This window comes from Microbacterium sp. NPDC008134 (genome assembly GCF_042957055.1).
Taxonomy (GTDB): Bacteria; Actinomycetota; Actinomycetes; order Actinomycetales; family Microbacteriaceae; genus Microbacterium.
The window spans coordinates 25,729-49,985 of record NZ_JBIBHO010000001.1 but is presented as its reverse complement, the minus strand read 5'-3'; the positions used below and the strand labels follow the sequence as shown (position 1 = coordinate 49,985).

The 24,257-nt window shown below is 68.7% G+C and carries 22 protein-coding genes and 1 pseudogene; 8 read left to right on the top strand and 15 right to left on the bottom strand.

What is annotated here, in order from left to right; all coding sequences use genetic code 11:
- The first annotated feature begins 29 nt into the window (after positions 1 to 29).
- The 5 genes from argG (at position 30) to ACFY9N_RS00250 (ending at position 5,821) form a co-directional block, all read left to right on the top strand.
- Entirely contained in the window at positions 30 to 1,463 is a 1,434-nt protein-coding gene (argG, locus tag ACFY9N_RS00270; protein ID WP_391476107.1) for an argininosuccinate synthase, read from the top strand.
- A gap of 195 nt (positions 1,464 to 1,658) precedes the next feature.
- Positions 1,659 to 2,285: a TetR/AcrR family transcriptional regulator gene (locus ACFY9N_RS00265; protein WP_391476104.1), complete on the top strand. Its 627-nt coding sequence runs from the start codon at positions 1,659 to 1,661 to the stop codon at positions 2,283 to 2,285.
- Entirely contained in the window at positions 2,282 to 3,139 is an 858-nt protein-coding gene (locus ACFY9N_RS00260; protein ID WP_391476102.1) for a hypothetical protein, read from the top strand. The genes ACFY9N_RS00265 and ACFY9N_RS00260 overlap by 4 nt, the downstream gene beginning before the upstream one ends.
- On the top strand, positions 3,136 to 5,007 hold the full coding sequence (locus tag ACFY9N_RS00255) for a YhgE/Pip family protein (RefSeq protein WP_391476099.1): 1,872 nt from the start codon (positions 3,136 to 3,138) through the stop codon (positions 5,005 to 5,007). The genes ACFY9N_RS00260 and ACFY9N_RS00255 overlap by 4 nt, the downstream gene beginning before the upstream one ends.
- 43 nt (positions 5,008 to 5,050) lie before the next feature.
- Complete coding sequence (locus ACFY9N_RS00250; RefSeq protein WP_391476097.1) at positions 5,051 to 5,821, top strand: alpha/beta fold hydrolase; 771 nt, start codon at positions 5,051 to 5,053, stop codon at positions 5,819 to 5,821.
- A gap of 217 nt (positions 5,822 to 6,038) precedes the next feature.
- On the opposite strand, the gene ACFY9N_RS00245 is transcribed toward ACFY9N_RS00250, so the two are convergent.
- The 14 genes and pseudogenes from ACFY9N_RS00245 to ACFY9N_RS00180 all read right to left on the bottom strand — a co-directional run bounded on the left by ACFY9N_RS00245 (position 6,039) and on the right by ACFY9N_RS00180 (position 21,314).
- The gene (locus ACFY9N_RS00245; protein ID WP_391476095.1) at positions 6,039 to 6,788 is read right to left on the bottom strand and encodes a hypothetical protein; all 750 of its coding nucleotides are present in this window, start codon (positions 6,786 to 6,788) and stop codon (positions 6,039 to 6,041) included.
- Between the two features lie 368 nt (positions 6,789 to 7,156).
- Positions 7,157 to 7,546, bottom strand: coding sequence for a monovalent cation/H(+) antiporter subunit G (gene mnhG / locus ACFY9N_RS00240; protein WP_391476092.1), 390 nt, complete (start codon positions 7,544 to 7,546; stop codon positions 7,157 to 7,159).
- Complete coding sequence (locus ACFY9N_RS00235) at positions 7,543 to 7,812, bottom strand: monovalent cation/H+ antiporter complex subunit F (RefSeq protein ID WP_247623942.1); 270 nt, start codon at positions 7,810 to 7,812, stop codon at positions 7,543 to 7,545. The genes mnhG and ACFY9N_RS00235 overlap by 4 nt, the downstream gene beginning before the upstream one ends.
- Positions 7,809 to 8,417: a Na+/H+ antiporter subunit E gene (locus ACFY9N_RS00230; RefSeq protein WP_391476089.1), complete on the bottom strand. Its 609-nt coding sequence runs from the start codon at positions 8,415 to 8,417 to the stop codon at positions 7,809 to 7,811. Before ACFY9N_RS00230 ends, ACFY9N_RS00235 begins: the two co-directional genes overlap by 4 nt.
- Positions 8,414 to 9,970 carry a Na+/H+ antiporter subunit D gene (locus tag ACFY9N_RS00225; protein ID WP_391476087.1) on the bottom strand — a complete coding sequence of 519 codons (1,557 nt, stop codon included), beginning with the start codon at positions 9,968 to 9,970 and terminating at the stop codon, positions 8,414 to 8,416. The genes ACFY9N_RS00230 and ACFY9N_RS00225 overlap by 4 nt, the downstream gene beginning before the upstream one ends.
- 239 nt (positions 9,971 to 10,209) lie before the next feature.
- Positions 10,210 to 10,713 (bottom strand): annotated as a pseudogene (locus ACFY9N_RS00220) (Na(+)/H(+) antiporter subunit C); the annotation flags it as partial.
- Complete coding sequence (locus ACFY9N_RS00215) at positions 10,713 to 13,676, bottom strand: Na+/H+ antiporter subunit A (RefSeq protein WP_391476085.1); 2,964 nt, start codon at positions 13,674 to 13,676, stop codon at positions 10,713 to 10,715. The gene ACFY9N_RS00215 and the pseudogene ACFY9N_RS00220, both read right to left, overlap by 1 nt.
- Positions 13,677 to 13,865: 189 nt before the next feature.
- The gene (locus tag ACFY9N_RS00210; protein WP_391476083.1) at positions 13,866 to 14,582 is read right to left on the bottom strand and encodes a GntR family transcriptional regulator; all 717 of its coding nucleotides are present in this window, start codon (positions 14,580 to 14,582) and stop codon (positions 13,866 to 13,868) included.
- Positions 14,583 to 14,587: 5 nt separating this feature from the next.
- Positions 14,588 to 15,616 (bottom strand): aldo/keto reductase, encoded by a 1,029-nt coding sequence (locus ACFY9N_RS00205; RefSeq protein ID WP_391476081.1) that lies wholly within the window; start codon positions 15,614 to 15,616, stop codon positions 14,588 to 14,590.
- A complete protein-coding gene (locus ACFY9N_RS00200; RefSeq protein WP_391476080.1) occupies positions 15,613 to 16,788 on the bottom strand; it encodes a mandelate racemase/muconate lactonizing enzyme family protein in 1,176 nt (391 codons plus the stop codon). The genes ACFY9N_RS00205 and ACFY9N_RS00200 overlap by 4 nt, the downstream gene beginning before the upstream one ends.
- Entirely contained in the window at positions 16,788 to 17,672 is an 885-nt protein-coding gene (locus ACFY9N_RS00195) for a carbohydrate ABC transporter permease (RefSeq protein WP_391476078.1), read from the bottom strand. Before ACFY9N_RS00195 ends, ACFY9N_RS00200 begins: the two co-directional genes overlap by 1 nt.
- Positions 17,665 to 18,627, bottom strand: a complete 963-nt coding sequence (locus tag ACFY9N_RS00190; protein ID WP_391476075.1) for a carbohydrate ABC transporter permease — start codon at positions 18,625 to 18,627, stop codon at positions 17,665 to 17,667. The genes ACFY9N_RS00195 and ACFY9N_RS00190 overlap by 8 nt, the downstream gene beginning before the upstream one ends.
- A gap of 13 nt (positions 18,628 to 18,640) precedes the next feature.
- Positions 18,641 to 19,900 carry an ABC transporter substrate-binding protein gene (locus ACFY9N_RS00185; protein WP_391476072.1) on the bottom strand — a complete coding sequence of 420 codons (1,260 nt, stop codon included), beginning with the start codon at positions 19,898 to 19,900 and terminating at the stop codon, positions 18,641 to 18,643.
- A 64-nt stretch (positions 19,901 to 19,964) separates the two neighbouring features.
- On the bottom strand, positions 19,965 to 21,314 hold the full coding sequence (locus ACFY9N_RS00180) for an alpha-L-fucosidase (protein WP_391476071.1): 1,350 nt from the start codon (positions 21,312 to 21,314) through the stop codon (positions 19,965 to 19,967).
- 85 nt (positions 21,315 to 21,399) lie between these two features.
- Between ACFY9N_RS00180 and ACFY9N_RS00175 the strand changes: the two genes are divergently transcribed.
- The 3 genes from ACFY9N_RS00175 to ACFY9N_RS00165 all read left to right on the top strand — a co-directional run bounded on the left by ACFY9N_RS00175 (position 21,400) and on the right by ACFY9N_RS00165 (position 23,646).
- On the top strand, positions 21,400 to 22,728 hold the full coding sequence (locus tag ACFY9N_RS00175) for an alpha-L-fucosidase (RefSeq protein ID WP_391476068.1): 1,329 nt from the start codon (positions 21,400 to 21,402) through the stop codon (positions 22,726 to 22,728).
- A 95-nt stretch (positions 22,729 to 22,823) separates the two neighbouring features.
- The gene (locus ACFY9N_RS00170; protein WP_391476067.1) at positions 22,824 to 23,282 is read left to right on the top strand and encodes a hypothetical protein; all 459 of its coding nucleotides are present in this window, start codon (positions 22,824 to 22,826) and stop codon (positions 23,280 to 23,282) included.
- 37 nt (positions 23,283 to 23,319) lie between these two features.
- Positions 23,320 to 23,646: an L-rhamnose mutarotase gene (locus tag ACFY9N_RS00165; protein ID WP_391476066.1), complete on the top strand. Its 327-nt coding sequence runs from the start codon at positions 23,320 to 23,322 to the stop codon at positions 23,644 to 23,646.
- Positions 23,647 to 23,752: 106 nt separating this feature from the next.
- On the opposite strand, the gene ACFY9N_RS00160 is transcribed toward ACFY9N_RS00165, so the two are convergent.
- Positions 23,753 to 24,163, bottom strand: coding sequence for a hypothetical protein (locus ACFY9N_RS00160; RefSeq protein ID WP_391476065.1), 411 nt, complete (start codon positions 24,161 to 24,163; stop codon positions 23,753 to 23,755).
- Between the last annotated feature and the right edge of the window lie 94 nt (positions 24,164 to 24,257).

Below are 24,257 nucleotides of genomic sequence, written 5' to 3'. Positions count from 1 at the left end.
GACACGCCGCCCGCCGTAGACTGGAGGACATGTCCAAGGTCCTCCAGTCCCTGCCCGTCGGCGAACGCGTCGGCATCGCCTTCTCCGGAGGACTCGACACCTCCGTCGCCGTCGCCTGGATGCGCGACAAGGGCGCCGTGCCCTACACGTACACCGGCGACCTCGGGCAGTACGACGAAGACGACATCGAGTCGATCCCGGGCCGCGCGCTCGAGTACGGCGCCGAGGCCTCGCGCCTGGTCGACGCCAAGACCGCACTCGTCGAAGAGGGCTTCGTCGCGCTGTCCTGCGGTGCGTTCCACATCCGCTCGGGCGGCAAGACCTACTTCAACACCACCCCCCTCGGCCGCGCGGTGACCGGCACGATGCTGGTGCGTGCCATGAAGGAGGACGGCGTCGACATCTGGGGCGACGGTTCCACCTACAAGGGCAACGACATCGAGCGGTTCTACCGCTACGGCCTGCTCGCCAACCCGCGTCTGCGCGTCTACAAGCCCTGGCTCGACGCCGACTTCGTGACCGAGCTCGGCGGACGCAAGGAGATGAGCGACTGGCTCGTCGCCCACGACTTCCCCTACCGCGACTCCGCCGAGAAGGCGTACTCGACCGACGCCAACATCTGGGGCGCGACGCATGAGGCCAAGACCCTCGAGCACCTGGACGTCTCGCTCGAGACCGTCGACCCGATCATGGGCGTCAAGTTCTGGGACCCGTCGGTCGCGATCGACAGCGAAGACGTCACCGTCACCTTCGAGGCCGGCCGCCCGGTCGCCATCAACGGCGTCGAGTTCTCCGACCCGGTCGCCCTCGTGCGCGAGGCGAACACGATCGGCGGACGCCACGGCCTCGGCATGAGCGACCAGATCGAGAACCGCATCATCGAGGCGAAGTCGCGCGGCATCTACGAGGCCCCGGGCATGGCGCTGCTGTTCATCGCCTATGAGCGCCTGGTCAACGGCATCCTGAACGAAGACACCCTCGCGACGTACCACGAGCAGGGTCGCCGCCTCGGTCGCCTGATGTACGAGGGACGCTGGCTCGAGCCGCAGTCGCTCATGCTGCGCGAGTCGATCCAGCGCTGGGTCGGCCTCACGATCACCGGTTCGGTGACGATCCGTCTGCGCCGCGGCGACGACTGGACGATCCTCGACACCGTCTCGCCGAACCTGTCGTACGGCCCCGAGAAGCTCTCCATGGAGCGCGTGGGCGACGCGGCCTTCGGCCCGGTCGACCGCATCGGACAGCTCACGATGCGCAACCTCGACATCGCCGACTCGCGCGCCCGCCTCGAGCAGTACGCGGGCCTCGGTCTGGTCGGCGGCGCCACGGGCGAGCTCGTCGGCCGCGTGACCGCGGGCGAGTCGAGCGAGATCACGGGTGCGGTCGAAGAGGTCGACGAGAACCTCGCCGACGCGGTCGACACCGCCTCCGAGGGCGCAGCCTTCGACTCCGGCACGGACTGACCCCTCGCGGGTTTCGAAGGGGGGCGGATGCTGCGGCATCCGCCCCCCTTTCGCGTGCGCGGCCGCCCGCACCATGATCGGGTCGCTGCCCGAAACCGGGTCGCTGAGCCTGTCGAAGCGCCCCGCCCGGCACGACACTGTGAGTCCGCCGAGTTATCTTGCACACAACTGTGCACATTAACTACACTCGAACCCATGACCACCCGCGCACCCCGCCGCGACGCCGTCGAGAACCGTGCCGGCATCCTCGACGCCGCCCGATCCGCGCTCTCCGTCGACCCCTACGCCTCGGTCGACGTGATCGCCCGCAGCGCCGGCCTCTCGCGCCGAACCCTCTATGGCCACTTCGACGACCGCGAAGCCCTCATCCGCGAACTCATCTCGACCGGCGCACAGCGCTTCAACGCGATCGCCGAATCCGTGACCGATGCCGATGCCCGCCTCGCCCTCGCCCGCCTCGCCGCACGCCTCTGGCACGAGGCCGCGCACGTGCAGGTCGCCGCCGCTCTTGCGCTCGACGAGGCGCACGTGCAGTACACCGCCGACGCCCTCGCCCCGCTGCGCCGCACCGTCGCCGCCCTGGTGCGCCGCGGCCAGGACGACGGCAGCTTCCGCAGCGACCTCGCCGCCCCCACCCTCGCCCGCCTCATCGAGGAGATCGCGCGCACCGTCATCTCCCGCACGGATGCCGCGAGCACGGGAGCGGCGAACCTCGCCGTGCGCGCGGTGCTCAGCATCGCCGGACTCGCGTGGCGCGAAGCCGACGAGTTGCTCGCCACCCACCCCGACATCGTCACCGGCCCGACGGAGGCCCCCGCATGAGGATCACCCTGCACGAGGTGAGCAAGGGCAGGAACGGTCAGGCCCTCCCCTCCACGAGTCTCGAGTTCCACACCGGCGAGGTGCGCTACGCCCTCGCCGAGACCGAACAGCGACCGACGGTCCTCGGTCTGATCGCGAGTGGACGTATGCGCCCCGACACCGGCCGCGTCACGATCGATGACAGCGTGAGCGCGAAAGAACTGCGCCGCCGGGTCGCCCTCGTCGACGCCCCCGACGTCAGCGACCCGCACCCCGACATCTCGCTCGCGGGCGTCGTCGGCGAGGAGCTGATGTTCGCTGGGCTCGGCGCGACGCCCCTGCACGCCAAGCGCTGGCTGTCGCAGCTCGGATACGCCGAACTCGCGTCCGTGCCGATCGGGAACATCGACCCGTCTGCGCGCGTGCGCATCCTGTGCGAACTCGCGGTGCTGCGCGATGGAACGGATGCCGTCGTGCTCGTGTCGCCCGATCGGCACGGTGGCTCGCCCGACGGCTGGTGGCGGATCGCCGCCGAATTCGCCGAGCGCGGGTTCGCGATGCTCGTCATTCTCGGCGGTTCGGCCGCGGTCGCGCTCGAACGAATGCAGGAGCTCGGCGCGATCAACGCCTCCGGCCCGGTCGAGCCCCTCGTGCTCGAGTCTGAAGCGGACGCCGACGACACCGAGTCGGGCGGGACCCTTCGACAAGCTCAGGGACCCAGTGACAGCGATGACCAGAATCCGATAGCCGGCCCCGAAGACCCGGTCGCTGACCCCGAGAGCCGGGTCGCCGACCCCGAGAGCTGGGTCGCTGAGCCTGTCGAAGCGTCCCCCACGCACGACCCCGAAGACGACACGAACGGAGCCGCCTCATGAAGGTTCCCGCGATGATCGCCGCCGAGCTGCGGCGGCTGACGGCGAGCAAGATGGGCATCATCGCGCTCGTCGCGCTCGTGTGCGTGCCGATCCTCTACGGCGGCCTCTACCTCTGGGCGAACCAGGACCCCTATGCCAAGTTCCCCGACGTGCCGGTGGCGCTGGTCGTCGACGACGAGGGCGCGCCGTCCACGGCAGCCGATGCCGCCGCCGGCGACACCGTCAACTACGGCGAAGACGTCGCCGACAACCTCATCGAGGGCAACGCCTTCGACTGGCAGCGGATGACGGGCGACGAAGCCGCGGATGCCCTGCGCCACGGCACCGTCGACTTCACCGTGACGATCCCCTCCGACTTCTCGACCGCGCTGACCTCGGCTGCGGGTGACGACCCGCACCAGGCCCGGATCGACCTCGAGACGAACGACGCGAACAACTACCTCGCCTCATCGATGGGCACGCAGGCGGTCGAGAAGATCCGCAGTTCGGTGGCCGAACTGGTCGGCAGCGAGGCCGCGGAGCGTCTGCTCACCGGACTCAGCGACATCCGCGACAACCTCGTGACCGCGACCGACGGTGCGACGCAGTTGACCGACGGCGCGAACACCGCCGCAACCGGCAGCGCGACGCTCGCCGATGGCACGGCCCAACTCGCCGACGGCACCGCCCAGCTCGCCATGGGAGCGCAGACTCTCGCGACCGGGGCGCAGTCACTCGCCGACGGCGCCGCGCAGGTCAGCGACGGCAACCGTCAACTCGCCGACATCGCCGATCGGGCGGGCTCGGTCGTGCAGCAGGCGACGGATGCTCTGCCGCAGGTGCGCACCGATATCACCACGATCCTCACCGACCAGGGCCTGACGCCCGAGCAGATCGACCAGGTTCTGGCGAAGCTCGACCCGCTCGCGACCCGTCTGCAGGACGGCAACGCGACCGTGCAGGCGGATGTCGGCAAGATCGACCAGCTCGCGGATGGTGCGGCGCAGGTCGCGTCCGGAGCGGCGACGCTCTCGACCGGCGCGTCCAGTCTCGCCACCGGGGCGCGCACGGTCGCCGAGGGCGCGGCATCCGCCAACGACGGTGCGGCGCAGCTGCGCGACGGGCTGAGCACGCTCGCGAGCGGAGCGGCCGAGCTGCGTGACGGCCTGGCATCCGGTGTCGACCAGATCCCGGCATCCACCCCCGAACTGCGCACCCTGCAGGCCGACACGATCGCCGACCCGGTGAAGGTGTCGAGCGACAAGGTCGCCTCGGCCGAGGACTACGGCGCAGGACTCGCCCCGTTCTTCGCCGCGCTCTCGGCGTGGATCGGCATCTACGCGCTGTTCCTCATCGTCAAGCCGATCTCGCGGCGCGCGATCACGGCGCTGCACTCGCCGATCCGCATCACGCTCGCCGGGTGGCTGACGCCCGCGGCGCTCGGCGCGGTGCAGATGGTCGGACTCATGGGCATCCTCGCGCTGACCCTCGGGTTCACTTTCAACCATCCGCTCGGCACCCTCGGCGTGCTGATGTTCGCCTCGGCGACGTTCGCGGCGATCATCCTCGCTCTCAATGTGTGGCTGGGCTCGGTGGGGCAGTTCCTCGGGCTCGTACTCATGGTGCTGCAGCTCGTGACCGCCGGCGGCACCTTCCCCTGGCAGACCCTGCCCGCCCCGCTCGCGGCGCTGCATCACGTGCTCCCGCTCGGGTATGTCGTCGATGCGATGCGGCAGTTGATGTACGGCGGCGATCTCGCCCGAGCGGGCGGCGATCTGATCGTGCTCGGCATCTGGTTGGTGGGCGCGCTGCTGTTCGCGATGATCGGCGTGACGCGCATGACCCACCGGCGCACACTGCGCGACCTGCAGCCCAGCCTCATCGGCTGAGTCCCGGTGCGGGGCGGGAGCCTGGGCCGACTAACGTGGAACGGTGCCCACCAGCTACCTCGCCCCCGCCGGGACCCCCGTCACGCTCCTCGAGTTCGAGCACGCCGGGTCGACGCTGATCGCCGAGACGTTCGGCGAGGGTGAGCGCACGTTCCTGCTGCTGCACGGCATCGGCATGGGCCGCAGCGTCTACCTCGACGTCGTGCGGCGGCTACCCGGTCGCGTGATCGCGCTCGACCTCCCGGGGTTCGGCGAGGCGCCCGAGCCCATCCGCACCCTCACGATGGAGCGGCACGCCGACCTCGTCGCGGCATACCTCCGGCATGCCGGCGAGGAGCCGGTCGTGGTGATCGGGCACTCGATGGGCAGCCAGATCGCGGCGGAGCTCGCGGCACGGCATCCGCTCCTCGTCTCCGGCGTCGTGCTCGCCGGACCCACCGTCGACAAGGCGGCCCGCAACGTCGCGGCGCAGGCCTCGTACCTGCTGCGCGACCTGATCGGCGAGCGGCCGCTGGTGATCTGGCGCGGTGCGCGCGAGTATCTGCGCGGCGGGCCGCACCTGATCCGCAAGATCAAGGCCACGATCGCCCACCAGCCCGAGAAGGCGTTCGCGCGCATCACCGCACCGGTGCTCGTGCTCCGTGGCGAGAGCGACCCGCTCGCGCCGATGAGCTGGTGCCGCGCGATCCTCGACGCGATCCCCGGCGCGCGCCTCGAAGTCATCCCCGACCACGGGCACGGCACCCTGATCAGCGACTCCGAGCCCGCCGCCCGCCTGATCGAGAGCTTCGCCGCCGGGTTGAGGCGTTCATAACTCCGGAGATTTCCGCAGTTATCGCCCCTAAACCCCCGATTCCGGATGCTCTTCGCACTTCTTCCGGAGTTGTGAACGTCAACCGGCCCCCCATGCCGGGCAGCAAATCCCGCGAGTCAGCCGCACGCCGGTCTCGGAGTGTTCACAACTCCGGAAACTCGCCCCACCGCGGCCGTCCCGAGCCGCACGCGCGCCTCTGCTCCTCGGATCTCCGGAATTATGAACGGCGACCGCACTTGCCACGGGAACCGAGAGCGACCAATACGTCCATCACCGCGGCTCGCACGACGTCCGGCCTGTCCATGAAGTCGGCAGCGAGCGGTCTGATCGTCACGAAGCCTCGTGCGGCGGCGGCCAGATCGCGTCGTCTGTCCTCGACCTGCGCGTGCCAACCCTCGTGGAACTCGCGACTGTCGCACTCGATGATCAGCCATCCGTCGATGACGAAGTCCACGCGCCCGACTCCCTCTATGCGCACCTGTGTCTCGTACCTCACACCCATCGCCTTCAGGATGAGGCGCATGAAGGTCTCTGGTCCCGACTCCGCGGCCGCGTCGACGAGGGCAAGGAGGCGGGCGTAGCGCTGAGGCAAGCCGCCGAAGACGTCGACGAGTTGACCTTGGGTCAGCAGCCCGTGGTGGATCAGGCTGTCGAGTGTCGCCAGCGCTGCACGGGGCGTCTGACATCTGACCGCATGCCGGACGACATCCTCGAACGCCGCCGCATGGAGGGGCGCCGCCACGAGCGACGGTGCGCTCCAGTGCAGACGGGTCCTCGCCGAACCAGGCGTTCGCACACGCGACGCGTCGGGTGCGAGTTGCACGTGGAGCCCCGACGACCGGTGCACGAAGATTCCGATCGCGACGAGAAGCGACAGGCAGGACAGTCGCCCGCCGATGCGTACGGCCTCCGCGATGTCGGCCGCGACACCCGGATGCGCATAGCGATCTCGTCGCAGCCGGAGCAATGCTCCAGCCTCGACGGCCCGAGTGATCGATCTCCCGTTCAGTCCGCTCGCACGCAACTCCGAGCGAGAGAACACGCAGGGGGTGTACATCTCCACGACTCGCTCTCTGACCGTGCTCTTGATGTTTCCCACCAGAGCAGTGTGAGCGTCAGGAGCCCCGCGGCGTGTGCATATCGCGGTCATCGGAACAAGCCGAGTACACAGGCGCAGCGTGCAGGAACAGTGGCGCCCCCCTCGACCTTGTTCACAACTCCGGAGAAGCTGCGGGGATGCTGTGCGTGAGAGCAGATTCACCCGGGAAACGCTCGATTTTCCGGAGTTGTAAACAGCAGACCGCGGCGAATGCAGCCCAGCTGCCCCGCCAGGCCCTACCCCGCGGCGGGCGGGGTCTGCTTGGCGTCGGCGAGCTCGTCGACCACGAGGTGGCGCTGGTCGGCGGAGCCGTTGCGGTAGGCCTGGCGCCCGACCATGTGTGCCGAGAGGGGGGCGGTCGCGAACTGCATGAGCACGATCGGGGCGACCAGCAGTACTCCGAGCAGGATGCCGCCGACGCTGCGCTGCGCCAGCGCGACCGCGAGGCAGATGAAGACGAGACCGAGCACCTGCGGCTTGGTCGCGGCGTGCAGTCGCGAGGGAACGTCGCGGAAGTGCAGCAGTCCGACCGCGGCCGAGAGGCAGAGCAGCGCGCCGAGCAGGATGAGCACCAGGACGGCGACGTCGATGACGGCGTCGGGGATGACGAGACCGAAGATGTTCATGGCGTCGTGTTGTCCCTTCGTGCGACGAAGCGGGCCACCGAGATCGATCCGAAGACGCCGATCGCGGCGATGATGAGCAGCACGGGGATGCTGCGGGTGTGACCGTTGATCGCCATCTCGGCGCCGAGCACGCACATCACCTCGGTGAGCAGCACGTCGGAGGCGACGGCGCGGTCGAGGATCGTGGGCCCGCGGAAGATACGGATGACGGTGAGGATCGCGGCGATGCCGAACACCACCATGATCACGAGCAGCAGGATGTTCATCGGGCACCGCCCTTCGTCGTCGCCCCGGGTCGTCCGGCGGCGGCCGCCGCCCGCTCGTCGGCCTTGAGCGCACGATACTGCGCGGGATCGCCGAGCGCACGCACCACCCGCTGCTCCCAGCGCAGCACCACGCGTCGCTGCTTCTCGACGTCATCCATGCTGTTCACGCCGATCACGTGCATGTACAGCACGCGGCGATCGCGATCGGCCTCGACGACCAGCGAGCCGGGCACGAGCGACGAGACGACGGCGACGTGCGTCATGACGAGGTCATCGGCGTACCGCAGGGGAACCGCGATGATCGCCGTGCCCGGCTGCCGACGGAAGTCGAACACCTGGATCGCCACCGTGATGGCACCTCGCAGCAGCGCCCACAGGAACTGCACCACGAACAGCGCGGCGTAGAACACGTTCACGCGCCCCGACAGCTCGACCGTCGGCAGACGGAACACTCGCGTCACGAACACCGCGACAACGAGACCCGAGACGAACGCCAGCAGCGTGAACTGGCCCCACAGCAGCATCCACAGCACGATCAGCCAGGCCAGGAACGGCAGCTGCACGCGCAGGTCGCGCCAGAAGTGGCGCTTGCCGTCGGGACTCATCCGCCCACCTCCTCTTCGAGCTGCACGAGGTTGACGGGCTGCAGCAGCGTCTCACCGATGCGGTCGCAGAGTTCGTAGAGCGGTCCGGCGAACACGGTGAGCGCGACGGTGACGGCGACCATGCCGGCGGTCGCGAGCGTCATGATCTTGGGGATGCGGCGACGCTCCTGCTGCTCGTCGGCGGCGGGCGCGTTGCCGAGGTACGAGATGCGCCCCTCGGTCTCGGAGGAGTCCTCCTCCTCGCGCCAGAAAGCGAGGTTCCAGGCACGCATGAGCGCGTACAGCGTGAGGAGCGACGTGAGGATTCCGCCCATGATCAGCACGATCATGAGGGGGGTGCCGACGGATGCCGCGGCCTCGAAGAGCGCGAACTTGCCGATGAATCCCGAGAAGGGCGGCAGCCCGCCGAGGTTGATCGCCGGGATGAAGTAGAGCACGGCGATCACCGGTGCGACCTTGAGCAGCCCCTTGACCCGGAGGATCGAGGTGCTGCCGGCTCTTCGTTCGATCAGCCCCACAGCGAGGAACAGGGTCGTCTGCACGACGATGTGGTGGACGATGTAGTACACCGTGGCACCGATGGCAGCGGGCGTCGCGATCGCGAGACCGAAGATCATGTACCCGACGTGGCTGACGAGCGTGAACGACAGGATTCGTTTGAGCTCGGCCTGCGCGACCGCGCCGAGCACCCCGACGATCATGGTCGCCAGAGCGATGATCAGCAGCAGCGTGTCGATGCTGTTCGAAGCGAACAGCTGCGTCTCGGTACGGATGAGGGCGTACACGCCGACCTTGGTCAGCAGGCCCGCGAAGACCGCGGTGACCGGGGCCGGCGCGGTCGGGTAGGAGTCGGGCAACCAGAACGACACCGGGAAGATGGCGGCCTTGATGCCAAACGCCACGACGAGCATGAGGTGCAGCACGAGCTGCGTCTCCTGCGGCAGCTCGGCCATGCGCTCGGCGATCTGCGCCATGTTCACCGTGCCGACGGCGCCGTAGATCATCGCGATCGACGCGAGGAAGAGGATCGACGAGACGAGCGACACGACGATGTAGACGGCGCCGGTGCGGATGCGCGATTCGGTGCTGCCGAGCGTGATCAGCACGTACGAGGCCACGAGCAGGATCTCGAACCCGACGTACAGATTGAACAGGTCGCCCGCGATGAAAGCGTTGAAGATGCCCGCCGCGAGGATCAGGTACGAGGGGTTGAAGATCGAGATCGGTGTCTCGTCGGTGCCGTCGGCGGCACCCTGACCGATCGAGAAGAGGAGGACGGCGAGCAGCACGATGCTCGAGATGAGCACCAGCAGTGCTGCGAGCCGGTCGACGTAGAGCACGATGCCGAACGGCACCGGCCATCCGCCCACCGACACCGCCATCGGGGTGTCACCGGCGTCGACGGCGACGAGCAGCACGGCCGCGATCACCGAGACGGCAGCCAGGGCGAGCACGGTGACGAGCACCTGCAGCCGCGCGTTGCGCCCGAACACGAGGGTGATCGCCGCACCCAGCAGCGGGATACCGACGAGAAGGGGGACCAGTACGCTCATCGGCGGTCCTCCTCATCGGTGTGCTCGGGGGCGTTGTCATCGGATGCCGGATCGAATGCCGTGTCACGGGCCGCGTCCGCGGCATCCGTCTCGTCGGCGTCGGCGGCGTGGGTGTCGGCATCCGTACGGAAACCGGATACCTCGGCAGCCGCTTCGTCGTCCGACTCGGTCTCCACGTCCTCGTCGTCGGGAGGCGCCGACTCGGCGTCGAGCACATCGGAGGATTCTGAGCCGTACGACCCGTACGCGCGATCGACGGGGGCGTCGTCGAGGATCGACGCGTGGTCGCGCATGTGCAGCACGGTGATCGGCGCGGTCTGCACGCCGACGAAGTCGGTGGTGGCCTCGTCGTCGTCGGTCTCGGACTCGTCGTCCATGAGGTCTTCGTCGGCGTCGGTGCGCTCGCGCAGCGCGATGTCGGCCTCGTCGTCCTCGACGGTGTCGGCCTGACCCAGCTGCCAGGAACGGTAGATGAGGGCGAGAAGGAACGCCGAGACTGCGAAGGTGATGACGATGGCGGTGAGGGTGAGAGCCTGCGGAAGCGGGTCGCTGATGTCGCCGTCGACGCCATAGAACGGTGCACGGCCGGGCACGCCCATCACGATCAGCAGCAGCAGGTTCGTCGCGTTGCCGAGCAGCAGGAACCCGATGAGCACGCGGGTCAGGCTGCGCTCGAGCATGGCGTACACGCCGCACGCGAAGAGCACGGCCATGATCACGATGAGGGTGAGCGAGACATCCATCAGCTGACCCCCCGCTTCTCACGGGAGACCATGGGCGCCTCGCGCAGCGCCTGGGTCTGGCGATCGACCTCGGCGCCGAGGCTGCGCAGCACGTCGAGCACGAGTCCGATCACGACGAGGTACACGCCGACGTCGAAGATGGTCGAGGTGACGAACTCCATGTGTCCGAAGCCGGGGATCTCCCACTCCCAGAACGTGCTGGTGAGCGGCGCCTGACCGAAGAACAGCGGGATCAGCGCCGAACCGACGGCGAGGATCAGACCCGCGCCGAGCAGTCGTCCGGCGTCGGTGGGCGCGGCGGCCCCGAGTTCCCAACGCCCGCCCGCGATGTAGCGCATGACGAGCGCCATACCCGCGACGAGGCCGCCGGCGAACCCGCCGCCCGGGAGGTTGTGGCCCGAGAAGAGCAGGAAGATCGACACCACGATGATCGTGTGAAAGAGCACCCGCACGATGACCTCGAGCAGGATCGACCGGTTCTCGGGCTTCATCTTCGTGCCGCCGACGAGCCAGGCGCGGGGGCTGCTCTCGTTCTCGGCGGTCTGGAAGCGGATGCCCTCGGTCGTCTCGACGAGGGGACGGCTCTGCGTGCGGCGGCGCTTCGACTTCGGCAGCTTGCGCGTGGCGGCGAGCAGGTCGGCGCGGTGGGTGACGAACACGAGCGAGGCGACGCCGGTCGCGGCGAGCACGAGCACCGACAGCTCGCCCATCGTGTCCCAGCCGCGGAGGTCGACGAGCGCGACGTTGACCACGTTCTTGCCGTGGCCGATCTCGTAGGCGAGCTGGGCGAACGAAGTCGAGATGGGCTCATGGATGCGGGACTGCGTGGCGACGACGGCGACGAGCGCCATCGTGAGTCCGACGCCGACGGCGAGGAGCGCCCGGGGAATGCGCCCGACGGATGCATTGTGCTCGCCCATCTTCGACGGCAGCCGCCGCAGCACGAGGGCGAACGTGACCATCGTGACCGTCTCGACGAGGATCTGCGTGAGCGCGAGGTCGGGGGCGCCGCTGGTCGCGAAGAGCACGACCATCCCGAGGCCCGTGACCGAGACGAGCACGACACCGGTGTAGCGCTTCTGCGCCTGCACGGCGAAGAGACCGGCAGCGGCCATGATCGGTGCGACCACGAGCTGCGCGGGGGTGTGCCAGGCCGACAGCTGGAAGCGGTCGATGTCGGTCGCGACGAGCGCCGTGACCTCGGCGGCGACGAACACGACGAAGATCGTGCCGACGTACACCGGCAGCGAACCGCGCTGGGTGAGGGTCGTGCTGAGCACCGAGAGGCGGTCGACGCCGCGCATGACGAAGTAGTAGACGTCGGCCGCGGTGAACTTCAGCAGCCTGGGCTTGCGGTCCCAGCCGGTGCGGCGGGTGAGCACGAAGATGCCGAAGCCGAGCAGGATCGACAGGATCGAGATGCCGAGTGCGGGTTCGAAACCGTGCCAGAGAGCGAGGTGCCCCGGGCCTTCGACCGCCACGCCCTCGGCGTCGAGGCCGGCTGTCGCGGTCTTCGCGTATCCCTGCAGCGCGACGTCGAGTGCGGGGGCGCCGATGCCCGCGGCGAGCGTGACGCCCGCGAGGATGATCGGTGCCGACAGGAAGCCGACCGGCGGGTCGGGCCAGAGGGTGTCCGGCATCCGATCGCCCTGCGCGTCGCGCTTGGTGAAGAACGCTCCCCAGAGGAAGCGCACCCCATATGCCGCGGTGAGCATGGATCCGAGGATGACACCGATCAGCGCGACAAGACCCCAGACCGAGCCGCCGATCGCGTCGTCGAGCAGTGCGGTAAGCATCGACTCCTTCGCCACGAAACCGAGGGTCGGGGCGATGCCCGCCATCGACGCGACCGAGATGAAGGCCGCAGTCGTCATGACGGGGGCCTGACGGCCCACGCCCGAGAGTTCGGTGATGTCACGCGTCGAGAGTTGACGGTCGATCACACCGACGATGAGGAACAGCGCCGACTTGAACAGCGCGTGGCCGATGACGAGCGCGAGGCCGGCGAGGGCCGCGGCCTGCGTGCCGTAGCCGACGACGACGGCGAAGAAGCCGAGCTGGCTGACCGTGCCGAAGGCGAGGATGCGCTTGAGGTCGGTCTCGCGCAGCGCCTGGAACCCGCCGATCAGCATGGTCAGGATGCCGAGGCTGATCACGATCGGACGCCAGGGGGCGCTCAGCGCGAAGATCGGCGCGAATCGCGCGATCAGGTAGATACCGGCCTTCACCATCGCGGCGGCGTGGAGGTACGCGCTCACCGGGGTGGGAGCGGCCATCGCACCGGGCAGCCAGAAGTGGAACGGGAAGATCGCCGACTTGCTGATCGCGCCGATCAGGAGCATGACGATCGCGGCATCCACCAGCGGGCCGGTGGGCACAGCGGCGAGGATCTCGCGGATGCTGGACGTGCCGGCATCCACCACCAGCAGCACGACGCCGACGAACATCACGAGACCACCGAGGGTAGTGACCAGCAGCGCCTGCAGTGCGGCTCGACGGCTGGCCGCGCGGCGGCGATAGTGCCCGATGAGGAGGTAGGAGAGGATGCTCGTGACTTCCCAGAACATGACGAGCATGACCAGGTCGTCGGTGAGCACGAGGCCGTACATCGCGCCGGCGAAGCCGAGCAGCACGCCCGCGAACTGGCCGATCCCGGCCGAATCGTCGTGGAAGTACCAGCGGCAGTAGAGCAGCACGAGCGCGCCAACGCCGGTGACGATGAGCGTCATCACCCAGCCGAGCACGTCCATGTTCATCGACAGGTTCAGCCCGAGCTGCGGGATCCACGACACCGAGACGAACGGGGAATCCCCGTCGATCACCTGCGGCGTCATCACGAGCGCGTGGACGAATGCCGCGGCGGGAATGAGAGCGGCGACGGCGAATGCCTGAGACCCCAGCCAGCGCACCAGAACGGGCATCAGGAGAGACCCGAGGAGGAACACGGCGAGGAGCATCAGCATATACGCGGCTCCTCAGGGCTCGTCGGCCGGGGGAAAACGGCACAGGCGGGCGGGTGTCTTCCTCTATTCTACCTGCCGTTAGGGAACCGTTAGGCCACGGCCCTTCGTCTCGTCGCTTCGCTCCTCGCTCAGGGACCGACAAGACCCCGGTTCCTGAACGAGCGAAGCGAGACGAAGGGCGCCCCGGAACTACTCCGCCGGCTCGTCCGATCGCGCCGCGAGCACCGGGCCGAGGCGGGCGTAGGAGTTGGTGATGTGGGTGAGCATGGCGGATGCCGCGGCATCCGCATCCCGCGCGCGCAGCGCGGCGAGGATCTGCTCGTGCTCGCTGACGGTGTCGTCTTCGAAGTCGTGGCGGAAGTTCAGCCGGTAGAGGTGCATGTGCGAGCGCAGCCGCACGATCGCCTCGGAGAGCAGGGGACTCTGCGCGTGCTCGGCGATGAGGTGGTGGAAGTGCAGGTCCTCGTCGATGAAGCGACGGTAGTTCTCGAAGTGCTCGTCGTCGTCGGGGGCGGATGCCGTGCGCATCTGCACCACCGATGCGGCGAGCTCGGCCTCGGTCTCGTCGTCGATGTGCGCCGTCGCGCGCCGCGCGGCCTCGGGCTCGAGGAGTTCACGCATGTCGTAGAGGTCGCGCAGCCCGTCGACGTCGAGCAGCGGCGTCGCGACGTACCCCTTGAGTGCCCGCTTGATCACGAGCCCCTCCGCCTCGAGCCGCGTGAGCGCCTCGCGCACCGGGGTGGGCGAGACGTCGAGGTCGCGGGCGACGGCATCGATGTTCACGCGGGCGCCCGGCTCGATCACGCGGTCCATGAGCAGCCCGAGCACCGCATCGTAGACGTCGTCGACGAGGGCGCGGCGGGCGGGCAGAGCCCGGGGTCCTCGGGCGTCGTCGTCGCTGAACATGAGTCTCATCGTACGGGGAGCCCTTCGCGTGCCCGCGATTCCCGCGCGGGAGCATCCGATCCGAGCAGGCCGACGGAGCGCAGCTCCGCCCACACCTCCTCCGGCACCGGCCGGTCGGCGAGCGCGCTGTTCTGCGCGAGCTGCACGGCGCTGGCGCCGCCGAGTACGGCGGCGGCGACGGCCGGATGCCGCAGCGGGAACTGCACCGCGAGCTCGGGCAGGGTGCTCCCGTGCCGGTGCGCGATCCGGGCGATCGCCTGCGCGCGCTCGACGACACCTCGGTCGGCTGGCCCGTAGTCGAACAGGCTCCCCGCACCCGGAGCATCCGTCGCCAGGATCCCCGAGTTGAAGATCGCCGCCGCCAGCACCGACACGTCACGCTCTGCGGCGAGGGGCAGCAGGTCGTCACCGGCCGACTGGTCGAGCAGCGTCCAGCGCCCGGCGACCATCATGACGTCGGCATCCGTCTCGCGCACGAAGCGGGCGAGCATCGCGCTGTGGTTCATACCCGCGCCGAACGAGGTGACGACGCCCTGGTGGCGCAGTTCGCTGAGCGCCGGGAACGCCCCCTCGAGGGCGTCGCGCTCGAAGTCGTCGGGGTCGTGCACGAGCACCAGGTCGAGCCGGTCGAGGCCGAGCCGCGTGAGCGAGTCCTCGATCGAGCGCAGCACCCCGTCGCGCGAGTAGTCGCGCACGCGCCGGTGATCGGCGGGCACGTCGAACAGCTCGTCGATGTCGGTGCGGCCCGCGGCATCCTGGGGCACCAGCAGCCGGCCGACCTTCGTCGAGACGACGAACTCGTCGCGCGGCAGGCCGCGCAGGCTCTCCCCCAACCGGCGCTCGGCCAGACCGAGACCGTAGTGCGGGGCGACGTCGAAATAGCGGATGCCGCCGGCCCACGCCGCGGGCACCACCTCGGGCCAGGCATCCTCGGCGAGCGCGCTGTAGAGGTTGCCGAGCGCGGCCGCGCCGTACCCGATCGGCGGGGCCGTGAGTCCGCCTCGGCCGATGCGCACGGGATCGGGGGTGGTCACGAGACGATCAGCCGCCCGAGCGCCTCGTCGTCCCATGCGATGCCGAGGCCGGCCGTTGTCGGCGCCCAACCGCGACCGCCTTCGATGCGCAGTTCGTCGGTGGTGACGGCGCGCAGCTGCGGGATGTGCTCGAGGTAGAGGGCGTTCGGGATCGCGCACACGAGCGACACGTGCAGTTCCATGAGGAAGTGCGGGGCGACTGGCGCGTTGAACGACTCGGCCAGGTGTGCGATCTTGAGCCAGGGCGTGATGCCGCCGACCCGCGCGACGTCAGGCTGCACGATCGATGCACCGCCACGCTGCAGGTGCTCGCGGAAATGACCGATCGAGTACATGCTCTCGCCGACCGCGATCGGCACCGACGTCGAGCGGGCGAGCTGACGGTGGCCCTCGATGTCTTCGGCGGGCAGCGGCTCCTCGAACCAGAACACGTCGACCTGCTCGAACAGGCGCGCGCGGCGCACGGCTTCCGACACCGTGAACGACTGGTTCGCGTCGACCATGATGTCGAGGTCGTCGCCGACCGCGTCGCGCACGGCGCGCAACCGCTCGAGGTCCTGGTGCCCGCGGGGCTTGCCGACCTTGATCTTCACCCCTCCCATGCCGCGCTCTTTCGAAGTGACCGCGTGCGCGACGAGCTCGTCGGTGGTGAGGTGCAGCCATCCGCCCTCGGTGTCGTACATCGGGATCGACGGCGATGCGCCTCCGCCCGCGACCCAGAGCGGCAGACCCGCGCGCCGGGTCTTGGCATCCCACACCGCCGTGTCGACCGCGGCGAGCGCGAGCGCGGTGATCGGCCCGACCGTGGTGGCGCGGGTGATGCCGAAGAGCGCCAGCCACACCGACTCGGGCCGCTCGGCTTCGAGCCCGATCAGCGCCGGCAGCAGGGTCTCGCGCAGCAGGCTCAGCACGGCACCGCCGCCGGTGCCGATCGTGTAGCTGTAGCCCACGCCCTCGGTGCCGTCGGCCGTGCGGATCCGCACGAAGATCGTCTCCTGCTTGACGAAGGTCTGCAGGGCGTCGGTGCGCACGGTCTCGACCGGCAGGTCGACCAGCTGCGCCTCGACGTGCACGATCCGGCTGCCCGCCGTCACGTCGGCGAGGGCGGCACGGGGTCCGGCGGTGGGTGCGGCGTCGAGGATGCTCGAGCCGGTGTTCTGCGATGCGTTCATCATCGTCCTCCGAGTCCGCCCAAGGTGACCCCCTTGATGAGCTGCCGTTGCAGCAGCAGCACGAGGATCAACGAGGGGATGACGGCGAGCGTCGACGCCGCCATGAGTAGCGACCACTGGGTGCCGAACTGGCCGGTGAACATCCCCAGCCCGAGCGGCACGGTGGCCATGTCCTGTGTGTTGATGATGATCAGCGGCCACAGGTACGAGTTCCAGTAGCCGATGAACGAGAAGACGGCGAGCACGCTCAGCGGCGCGACCAGCTGCGGCAGCAGCACCGACCACAGGGTGCGCAGGCGTGAAGCGCCGTCGATGAGCGCCGCCTCCTCGTACTCGATCGGGATCGTGAGGAAGAACTGCCGCATGAGGAAGGTGCCGAACGCGGTGAACGCGAACGGGATGATGAGCGCGCCGTAGGTGTCGTTCCAACCCCAGCTGTTGATCATGATGAACAGCGGTACGACGAGCACTTCCTGCGGCAGCACGAGCGTGAGCACGAACAGCAGGAACAGCTTGTCGCGGAACTTGAAGCGCAGCCGCGAGAAGGCGTAGGCCGAGAGCACGGCGACGACGACCGAGAGGGCGGCACCGGCGATCGCGACGATCAGGCCGTTGAGGATGAAGCGCCCGAACGGCACCACCGTCCAGGCCTCGACGAAGTTCGACCACCGGATCTCCGAGCCGAAGATCTGCGGCGTCGCGGTGAAGACCTCGTTCTCGGGCTTGAGCGCCGTGAGGAACATCCAGATGAAGGGGAACGCGAAGATCAGTGCGACGAGCGCGATCGCCGCGGTGTTCAGCCACTCCTTGACGGATGCCCGGCGCTGGTGGCGCCGACGCGGGAGGATCAGCAGCGCGGTCGCCGAGAGGTTCTGGTCACTCATAGTTCACCCACTTGCGCTGGCCGACGAACTGCAGGGCCGTGATGAGCATCACGACGACGAACAGGATCCACGCGAGGGCGGATGCATAGCCGAGCCGGTCGAAGACGAAGCCGTTGCGATAGAGATACAGCACGAACGTGTTGGTGCTCTCGCCCGGCCCGCCCTGCGTGAGGAAGAGCGGTTGGACGAACACCTGGAAGGCGCCGATCATCGTCATCGTCGAGCAGAAGAAGAGCGAGGGCGACAGCAGCGGCAGCACGATGTAGCGCAGGCGCTGCCAGGCGCTGGTGCCGTCGATGCGGGATGCTTCGAGCAGCTCCTTCGGGATGGCGCTGAGACCTGCCGACAGCACGATGACGTTGTAGCCGAACGACTGCCAGACCGACATCGCGATGACCGAGGGTAGCGCCCAGGCCGAGTCGGACAGCCAGTTGGGCCCGTCGATGCCGACGGTCGCGAGCATCGAGTTCACGAGCCCGTCCTGCGAGAGCATCAGGCGCCAGACGAGGGCGTTCGCCACCATCGGGGTGATGACGGGGAGGAAGAAGACCACGCGCCAGGCGCCCGCGGCCTTCAGCCGGGTGTTGAGCCACAGCGAGATCGTGAGAGCGACGAAGAGGTTCAGCGCCGTGTAGACGACGGCGAAGATGACCGTGTTGCCCAGAACCGTGTAGAAGGTCGGGTCGCGGAACAGCTTGACGTAGTTGTCGATGCCGATGAAGTCGGGATTCCCGAACAGCTTCCAGTCGAAGAGGCTGATGAAGGCCGACCCGAACAGCGGCGTGAGGATGAAGAGGACGAACCCGATCACCCCGGGGGCGAGGAACGCGAGCGCCACCCACCCGTTCCCGCGCCGCCGCGGCAGCCGCGGCCCCGGCGGGGCGGGGGCGCCGATCGGCACCCCCGTCACGCCGGGCATCGCGGAGGAGGCCGTGGCCTCGCTCCGGTCGCTCATGATCGCCATGGGATCAGCCGCCCACCGAGTTCGTGATCGTCTCCATGATCTCCTCGGCCGTCAGCTCACCCCGGTAGCCCTGCACGCCGTACTGCGTCATCAGGGTCTCGACCTGGTTCCAGGTCGGGGTGGTGCGCTGCGGGGTCGCGTTCGAGAGCAGCGCCTCGACGACCTCCGACGACCCCTCGGTCTTACCTTCGGCCCAGGCCGGGAGCGCCTCGATGCGGGCGGGCACGATGCCGCGGGCCTCGGCCTGCTTCTCCTGCACCGACAGCGACGTGAGCGCCTCGATGGCCGCGAAGGCCTCGTCAGGGCGGTCGCAGTTCGCCGCGATGCCGAAGCCCGAACCGGCGGTCATCGCCGCGGCCTCGCCGCTGGTCGACGGAACGATCGAGACGCCGAGCGTGAAGTCCGCGGCCTCGGCGAAGCTGCCGTACATCCACGGCCCCTCGATGAGCATCGGCACCTCGCCGCTCGTGAACGCCTGCTGCGAGACCTCCGAGCCGTCGGCCGCCTCGGGCGCCTTCGCGACGCCGTCGACCGCGACGAGGTCGAAGAAGCTCTGGATCTGCTCGACGAACTCCGGGTTCTCGAGGTCGAGCTCTCCGTCTTCCGTGACCGCGGGAACGCCGTCGGCGAGCGACCAGGCGTTGGGGATGAAGATGCCGGGCGCGAGGGCGAGGCCCTTCTTGTCGCCGTTGGTCAGCGCCTTGGCATCCGACACGAACTGATCGCGCGTGTAGGTCGCACCCGGCAGGTCGAGGCCGGCGGCCTGGAACGCCTCGACGTTGTAGAAGAGCACGATGGGCTCGGCGTCGTAGGGGATCGCACGGATCGTGCCGTCGACCGTCATACCGCTGAGCATCGACTCGTCGATGTTCTCGATGTCGAAGCCGCTCTTCTCGATCAGGTCGTCGAGCGGCATGAGCAGGTCGCCGAGCTCCTGTGCGCGGGCGGCCTGGGTGGTGAGCAGACAGGGCGGGTTGGCGCCGGAGAGGCGGGTCTTCACCTTGGTCCAGTAGTCGGAGAAGCTCGGTCCTTCGACCGAGATGTCGAGGTCGGGGTCTTCGGCCTGCGCACCGTCGATGAAGTCGGCCCACTGGGCCTGGTCGCCTTCGCTCGCGGCCCAGGTGTAGAGCACGAGCGGGCCGCCGGCTTCGCCGCCGCCCCCTCCGCCTGCTCCGCTCGCGCACCCCGCGAGGGCGAGGGCGCTGAGACCGGCGACGCCGGTGAGGACGAGGCGCTTCGCGCGCCGGTTCGAGACTGCATTCATACTGACTGCCTCCTTCATTGGATGCTGCAACTGATGCGTTGTTGTTGAGGGGGTGTTGCTCGGGTTACTCGGTGGAGAAGTCGATGGCGATGACGTCGATCAGCGCGCCGCTGGGGGATGCCGGCGCGACGATGCGCAGCTCGCCCGAGTCGTCGCCGGCGGTGGATGCCTCGTGCACCTCGAAGCTGGCGTCGTGCTGCAGCTCGAGGCCGTCGGCGAGACGGTGCACGCGGGTGATCCGCCGCACGGGCAGACCGCGCACGATGATCTCGTCGACCGGGATCGCGGTGAGGTGCAGGTACAGACGCCCCTCGCGGGCGGTGGTCGGTCCGTGGAAGTCGATGCCCTGCGTGGGCTGCACACCGATCACGGACTCGGCGTGCGCCTGCATCCAGTCGGCGAACTCCTGCAGGCGCTCGTTCTCGATGTCGGGCAGCGGGCCGTCGGGGCCGGGGCCGACGTTGAGCAGCAGGTTGCCGCCGCGGTCGACCACGTCGATGAGGGTCACGAGCAGCGAGCGTGCGGACTTCTCGTTGTCGGGATGCTTGCGCCAGGCCCAGTGGTCGCCGATCGTGAGGCACAGCTCCCACGGGCCGGTCGGCACCGTGAGCGGGAAGCCCTGCTCGGGTGTGCGGTAGTCGCCCTGGCCGGGCAGACGGTCGTTGATGACGACGTCGGGCTGCAGTTCCTTGATCAGGCGGCGAAGTCCCGGCGCGGTCCACTCGGCGGCCGAGCGCTCCCAGTCGCCGTCGAACCAGAGCAAGTCGATCGTGCCGTAGTTGGTCAGCAGCTCTCGCAGTTGCGCCCGCACGTACTCGAGGTACCGCGACCACTCCTCGGGGCTCGAGCGACGGTGGCGGTCCGTGGCATCCGGGGTGTCGGCGAACTCGGGCATGCCGGCTGCGGGCCAGTGCTCGAGCTTGTAGGGCAGATCCTCGTCGCGGAAGGCCGGATAGTCGGCGTGGTTCCAGTCGGGAAGGCTGTAGTAGATGCCGACCTTGAGGCCCTCGGCGCGCACGGCGTCGACGAACTCGCGGGTGATGTCGCGGCCGAACGGGCCGTGCTCGACGCCGAAGTCCGACTGCTCGGTGAAGAACATGTTGTAGCCGGCGTGGTGGCGCGCGGTGAAGACGACGTAGGTCGCTCCGGCCGCTTTCACGCGACGCGCGAGGTCGGCGGCATCCCAGTTCTGCGGGTCGAAGGTGGGTGCGGTGGCCTGGTACTCGGCGACGGTCACGGCGTCGTCGACGGCATCCACTCCCGGGATGATCGAGCGGCCGACGAGCGGCCACGAGATCTCGATTCCCTGCTGGGATGCCTGATCCCAGTGCACGAAGATGCCGAAGCCCGCGCCGCTGAACCATTCACCGCCGGGGATGACGGAGGTCGGGCGTCGGAAGTCTGCGTGTGCCATTGAAGCTCCTCGTTGAGTTCCAGATTTCCTATAGGATACGGGATAACCGAAGCAGTTCACAAGGGTGTGACGAAAGGTGCCGATGATGGCCATGTTCAAGACCGACCCTGTTCGCCCCGCGCAGTACCGCGCGTTCGAGCGGCCTCTGCCCGAGTGGTTCCGCGGCTCGGCGCTCGGGATCTTCGTGCACTGGGGCCCGTACTCCGTACCGGCGTGGGCCGAGCCGACGGGCGCCCTCGGGGCCGTGCCGCGCGACGAGTGGTACGCCCACAACCCCTATGCCGAGTGGTACGCCAACACGATCCGCATCGAGGGTTCGCCCGCGCAGCGGCACCAGCAGGAGGCGCACGGCGGAGCACCCTACGACGACTTCCTCGACCAGTGGACGGCCGAGGAGTTCGACGCCGACGAGGTGCTCGCGGTGGTCGCCGCCACCGGCGCCGGGTACTTCATCCCCACCACCAAGCACCACGACGGCGTCACGCTGTGGGACGCACCAGCCACCGACGGCCGCAACACCGTCGCCCGCGGGCCGCAGCGCGACCTCATCGCCGAGTTCGCCGAGGCCACCCGCGCACGAGGCCTGCGCTTCGGCGTCTATTACTCCGGCGGGCTCGACTGGCATTTCTCCGACCTGCCGCCCATCGACCGCGACGACGCCCCGGCCCCCGACGACCTCGCCTACGCCGAGTACGCACACGACCACGTCATCGACCTGATCGACCGGTATCGCCCCGACATCCTCTGGGGAGACATCCGTTGGCCGCAGGCCGGCATCGAACCCGGGCCGAAGAGCCTCGCGCACGCGTTCCAGGAGTTCTACGACGCCGTTCCCGAGGGTGTCGTCAACGATCGCTGGGGAGAGTCGCACTGGGACTTCCGCACCAGCGAGTACGTGCACGGCACCGCGGTCGAGGTCGGCGACGCGTGGGAGAACTGCCGCGGCATCGGACTCTCGTTCGGCCACAACCGCAACGAGGGGCCCGAGCACCTGCTCACCGCCGACGAGGCTGTGCGCCTACTTGTCGACGTCGTGTCGCGCGGCGGCAACCTGCTGCTGAACATCGGGCTCGAAGCATCCGGCCGCATTCCCGCCGCGCAGCGCGAGACGCTCGAGGGGCTCGGTGCCTGGAACCAGCTTCACGAGCACGCGGTGTTCGGCGCTCGGCCCGAGCCGCGACTGTCGGCGTCCGACGAGCCGTGGCTGCGCTGGACCCGCACCGACGGCGCCGTGCACGCCGTGACCGATCAGCGCAGAAGCATCCGCCTGCCCGACCCGGACGGCCTGCTCGACGAGACGACGGCCCGCATCGGCGGGCATCCCCTGTCGGCCACGCGCGACGGTGATGCCATTGTGGTGCAGGTGGCGGACGCCGCGACCCCCGTCGCGATCTCCTTCCGCCCGCGCGACTGACCTGTTCTAGGCTGTCGCGAGAAGCGTGCTCTGGGGAGGGTCGGTTCCATCGCCCGAGGGGAAACACTCCGTTGTATTCGTCGCAATCCTTCGTCATGGCATTCGTGCCGAACGTCACCACCTCCGCCTTCGGCTCCCTGGCCGACGACCGCATCTCGTTCGACGAGGCGATCGTCTCGCCGAAGGTGTCGGTCGCGCAGGTGGGGCCGCATGTGTTCGTCGCCTCCTTCGGCAATCTGTGGGAGGCGCCGATGCTGCGGAAGAAACCAGAGGGCGCCGTGTGGATTTACATCGACGAGGACTCCGCCGAGCTGAACACTTTCGGGGAGCACGGGCGCAATCGCCAGCTCGATGAGGGTGAAGTCGTCTCCGACGAGGGCGTGCCGCTCGATGTCGAGAAGGTCTTCGACGAGATCGCCGACCCGACGACGAGCCACCTCGAGCTCCTCTGCCGCCTCGCCGGTATCACCCGCGACGACCTCCGCCACCGACTCGACTGGTACACGCTGACCCCCCGATGGAAGAAGGGACTGGCTCGCCTGTTCGGCAGATGAGCCCGGCCCACCCCGCACGACCGACGAAAGGATGCCCATGCGCATCGCCCTGCACTCCGAGATCCGCGACGGAGCGATCGACGACTACCGCGCGCACCACGCCCGGATTCCGGATGCCCTCGCCGCGACGTTCGCACGCATCGGCATCCATGACTGGACGATCTGGCGTTCGGGACAGCGACTTTTCCACCTCGTCGAGTGCGACGACTGGGATGCCGCGATCGCCGCCCTCGACGAAGACCCGGCGAACGCGGAGTGGCAGAAGGACATCGGCCGTTTCGTCGAGCTGTTCCGCGGCCCGGACGGCACCGAGGGCTTCACCCCGATCGAAGAGGTCTGGGACCTCCGCGCCCAGGTCTCGTAGTTTCTCGGGGCGGGCCCTTCGACAGGCTCAGGGACCCAGTTTCCGTCCACAGCGCAGAACTGGGTCGCTGAGCTTGTCGAAGCGTCCCCGCCACCAGCATCGGGATTCATCCACACGGCTCTTCGCTGTACGTACCGTCCGCGCGCATCCATCCGTCCGGCTGCCAGTCCTCGATCGACGCGACGTCGTCCTCGAAGGAGAACTGAGCGAACGACTGCACGCCATCAACTTCGAGAGTGACTGCGATGTTGTCCGGATCCGGGGGATATCCGGAGTCGGCCGTGACGGTCAGCCCCGCGGGGAGCGCGGCGGTTTCGATGACCATTCCGGTGACAATTTCCGCCGAGCCCGACGCTTCGAACGAAACGTCGCCGCGCGCGGTGTTCGATCGCCGCGCCACCCACATATCGACGAAGACGAGTGTCCCGGGATCGCCGCAGTAAGCGATGGCCAGGCTTCCGTCGACCTTGGACAACTTCAGTGGCGCATCTGTGTACTCCCCGGGGAAGGGGAGCATGCAACTTGTGAGCCCAACAGCAAGCAGAACCGCTAGGCCGACCCCGGCGCAGATCCTCCGCATGCGCTGACTATACAACCGGGGCTCCACCGGG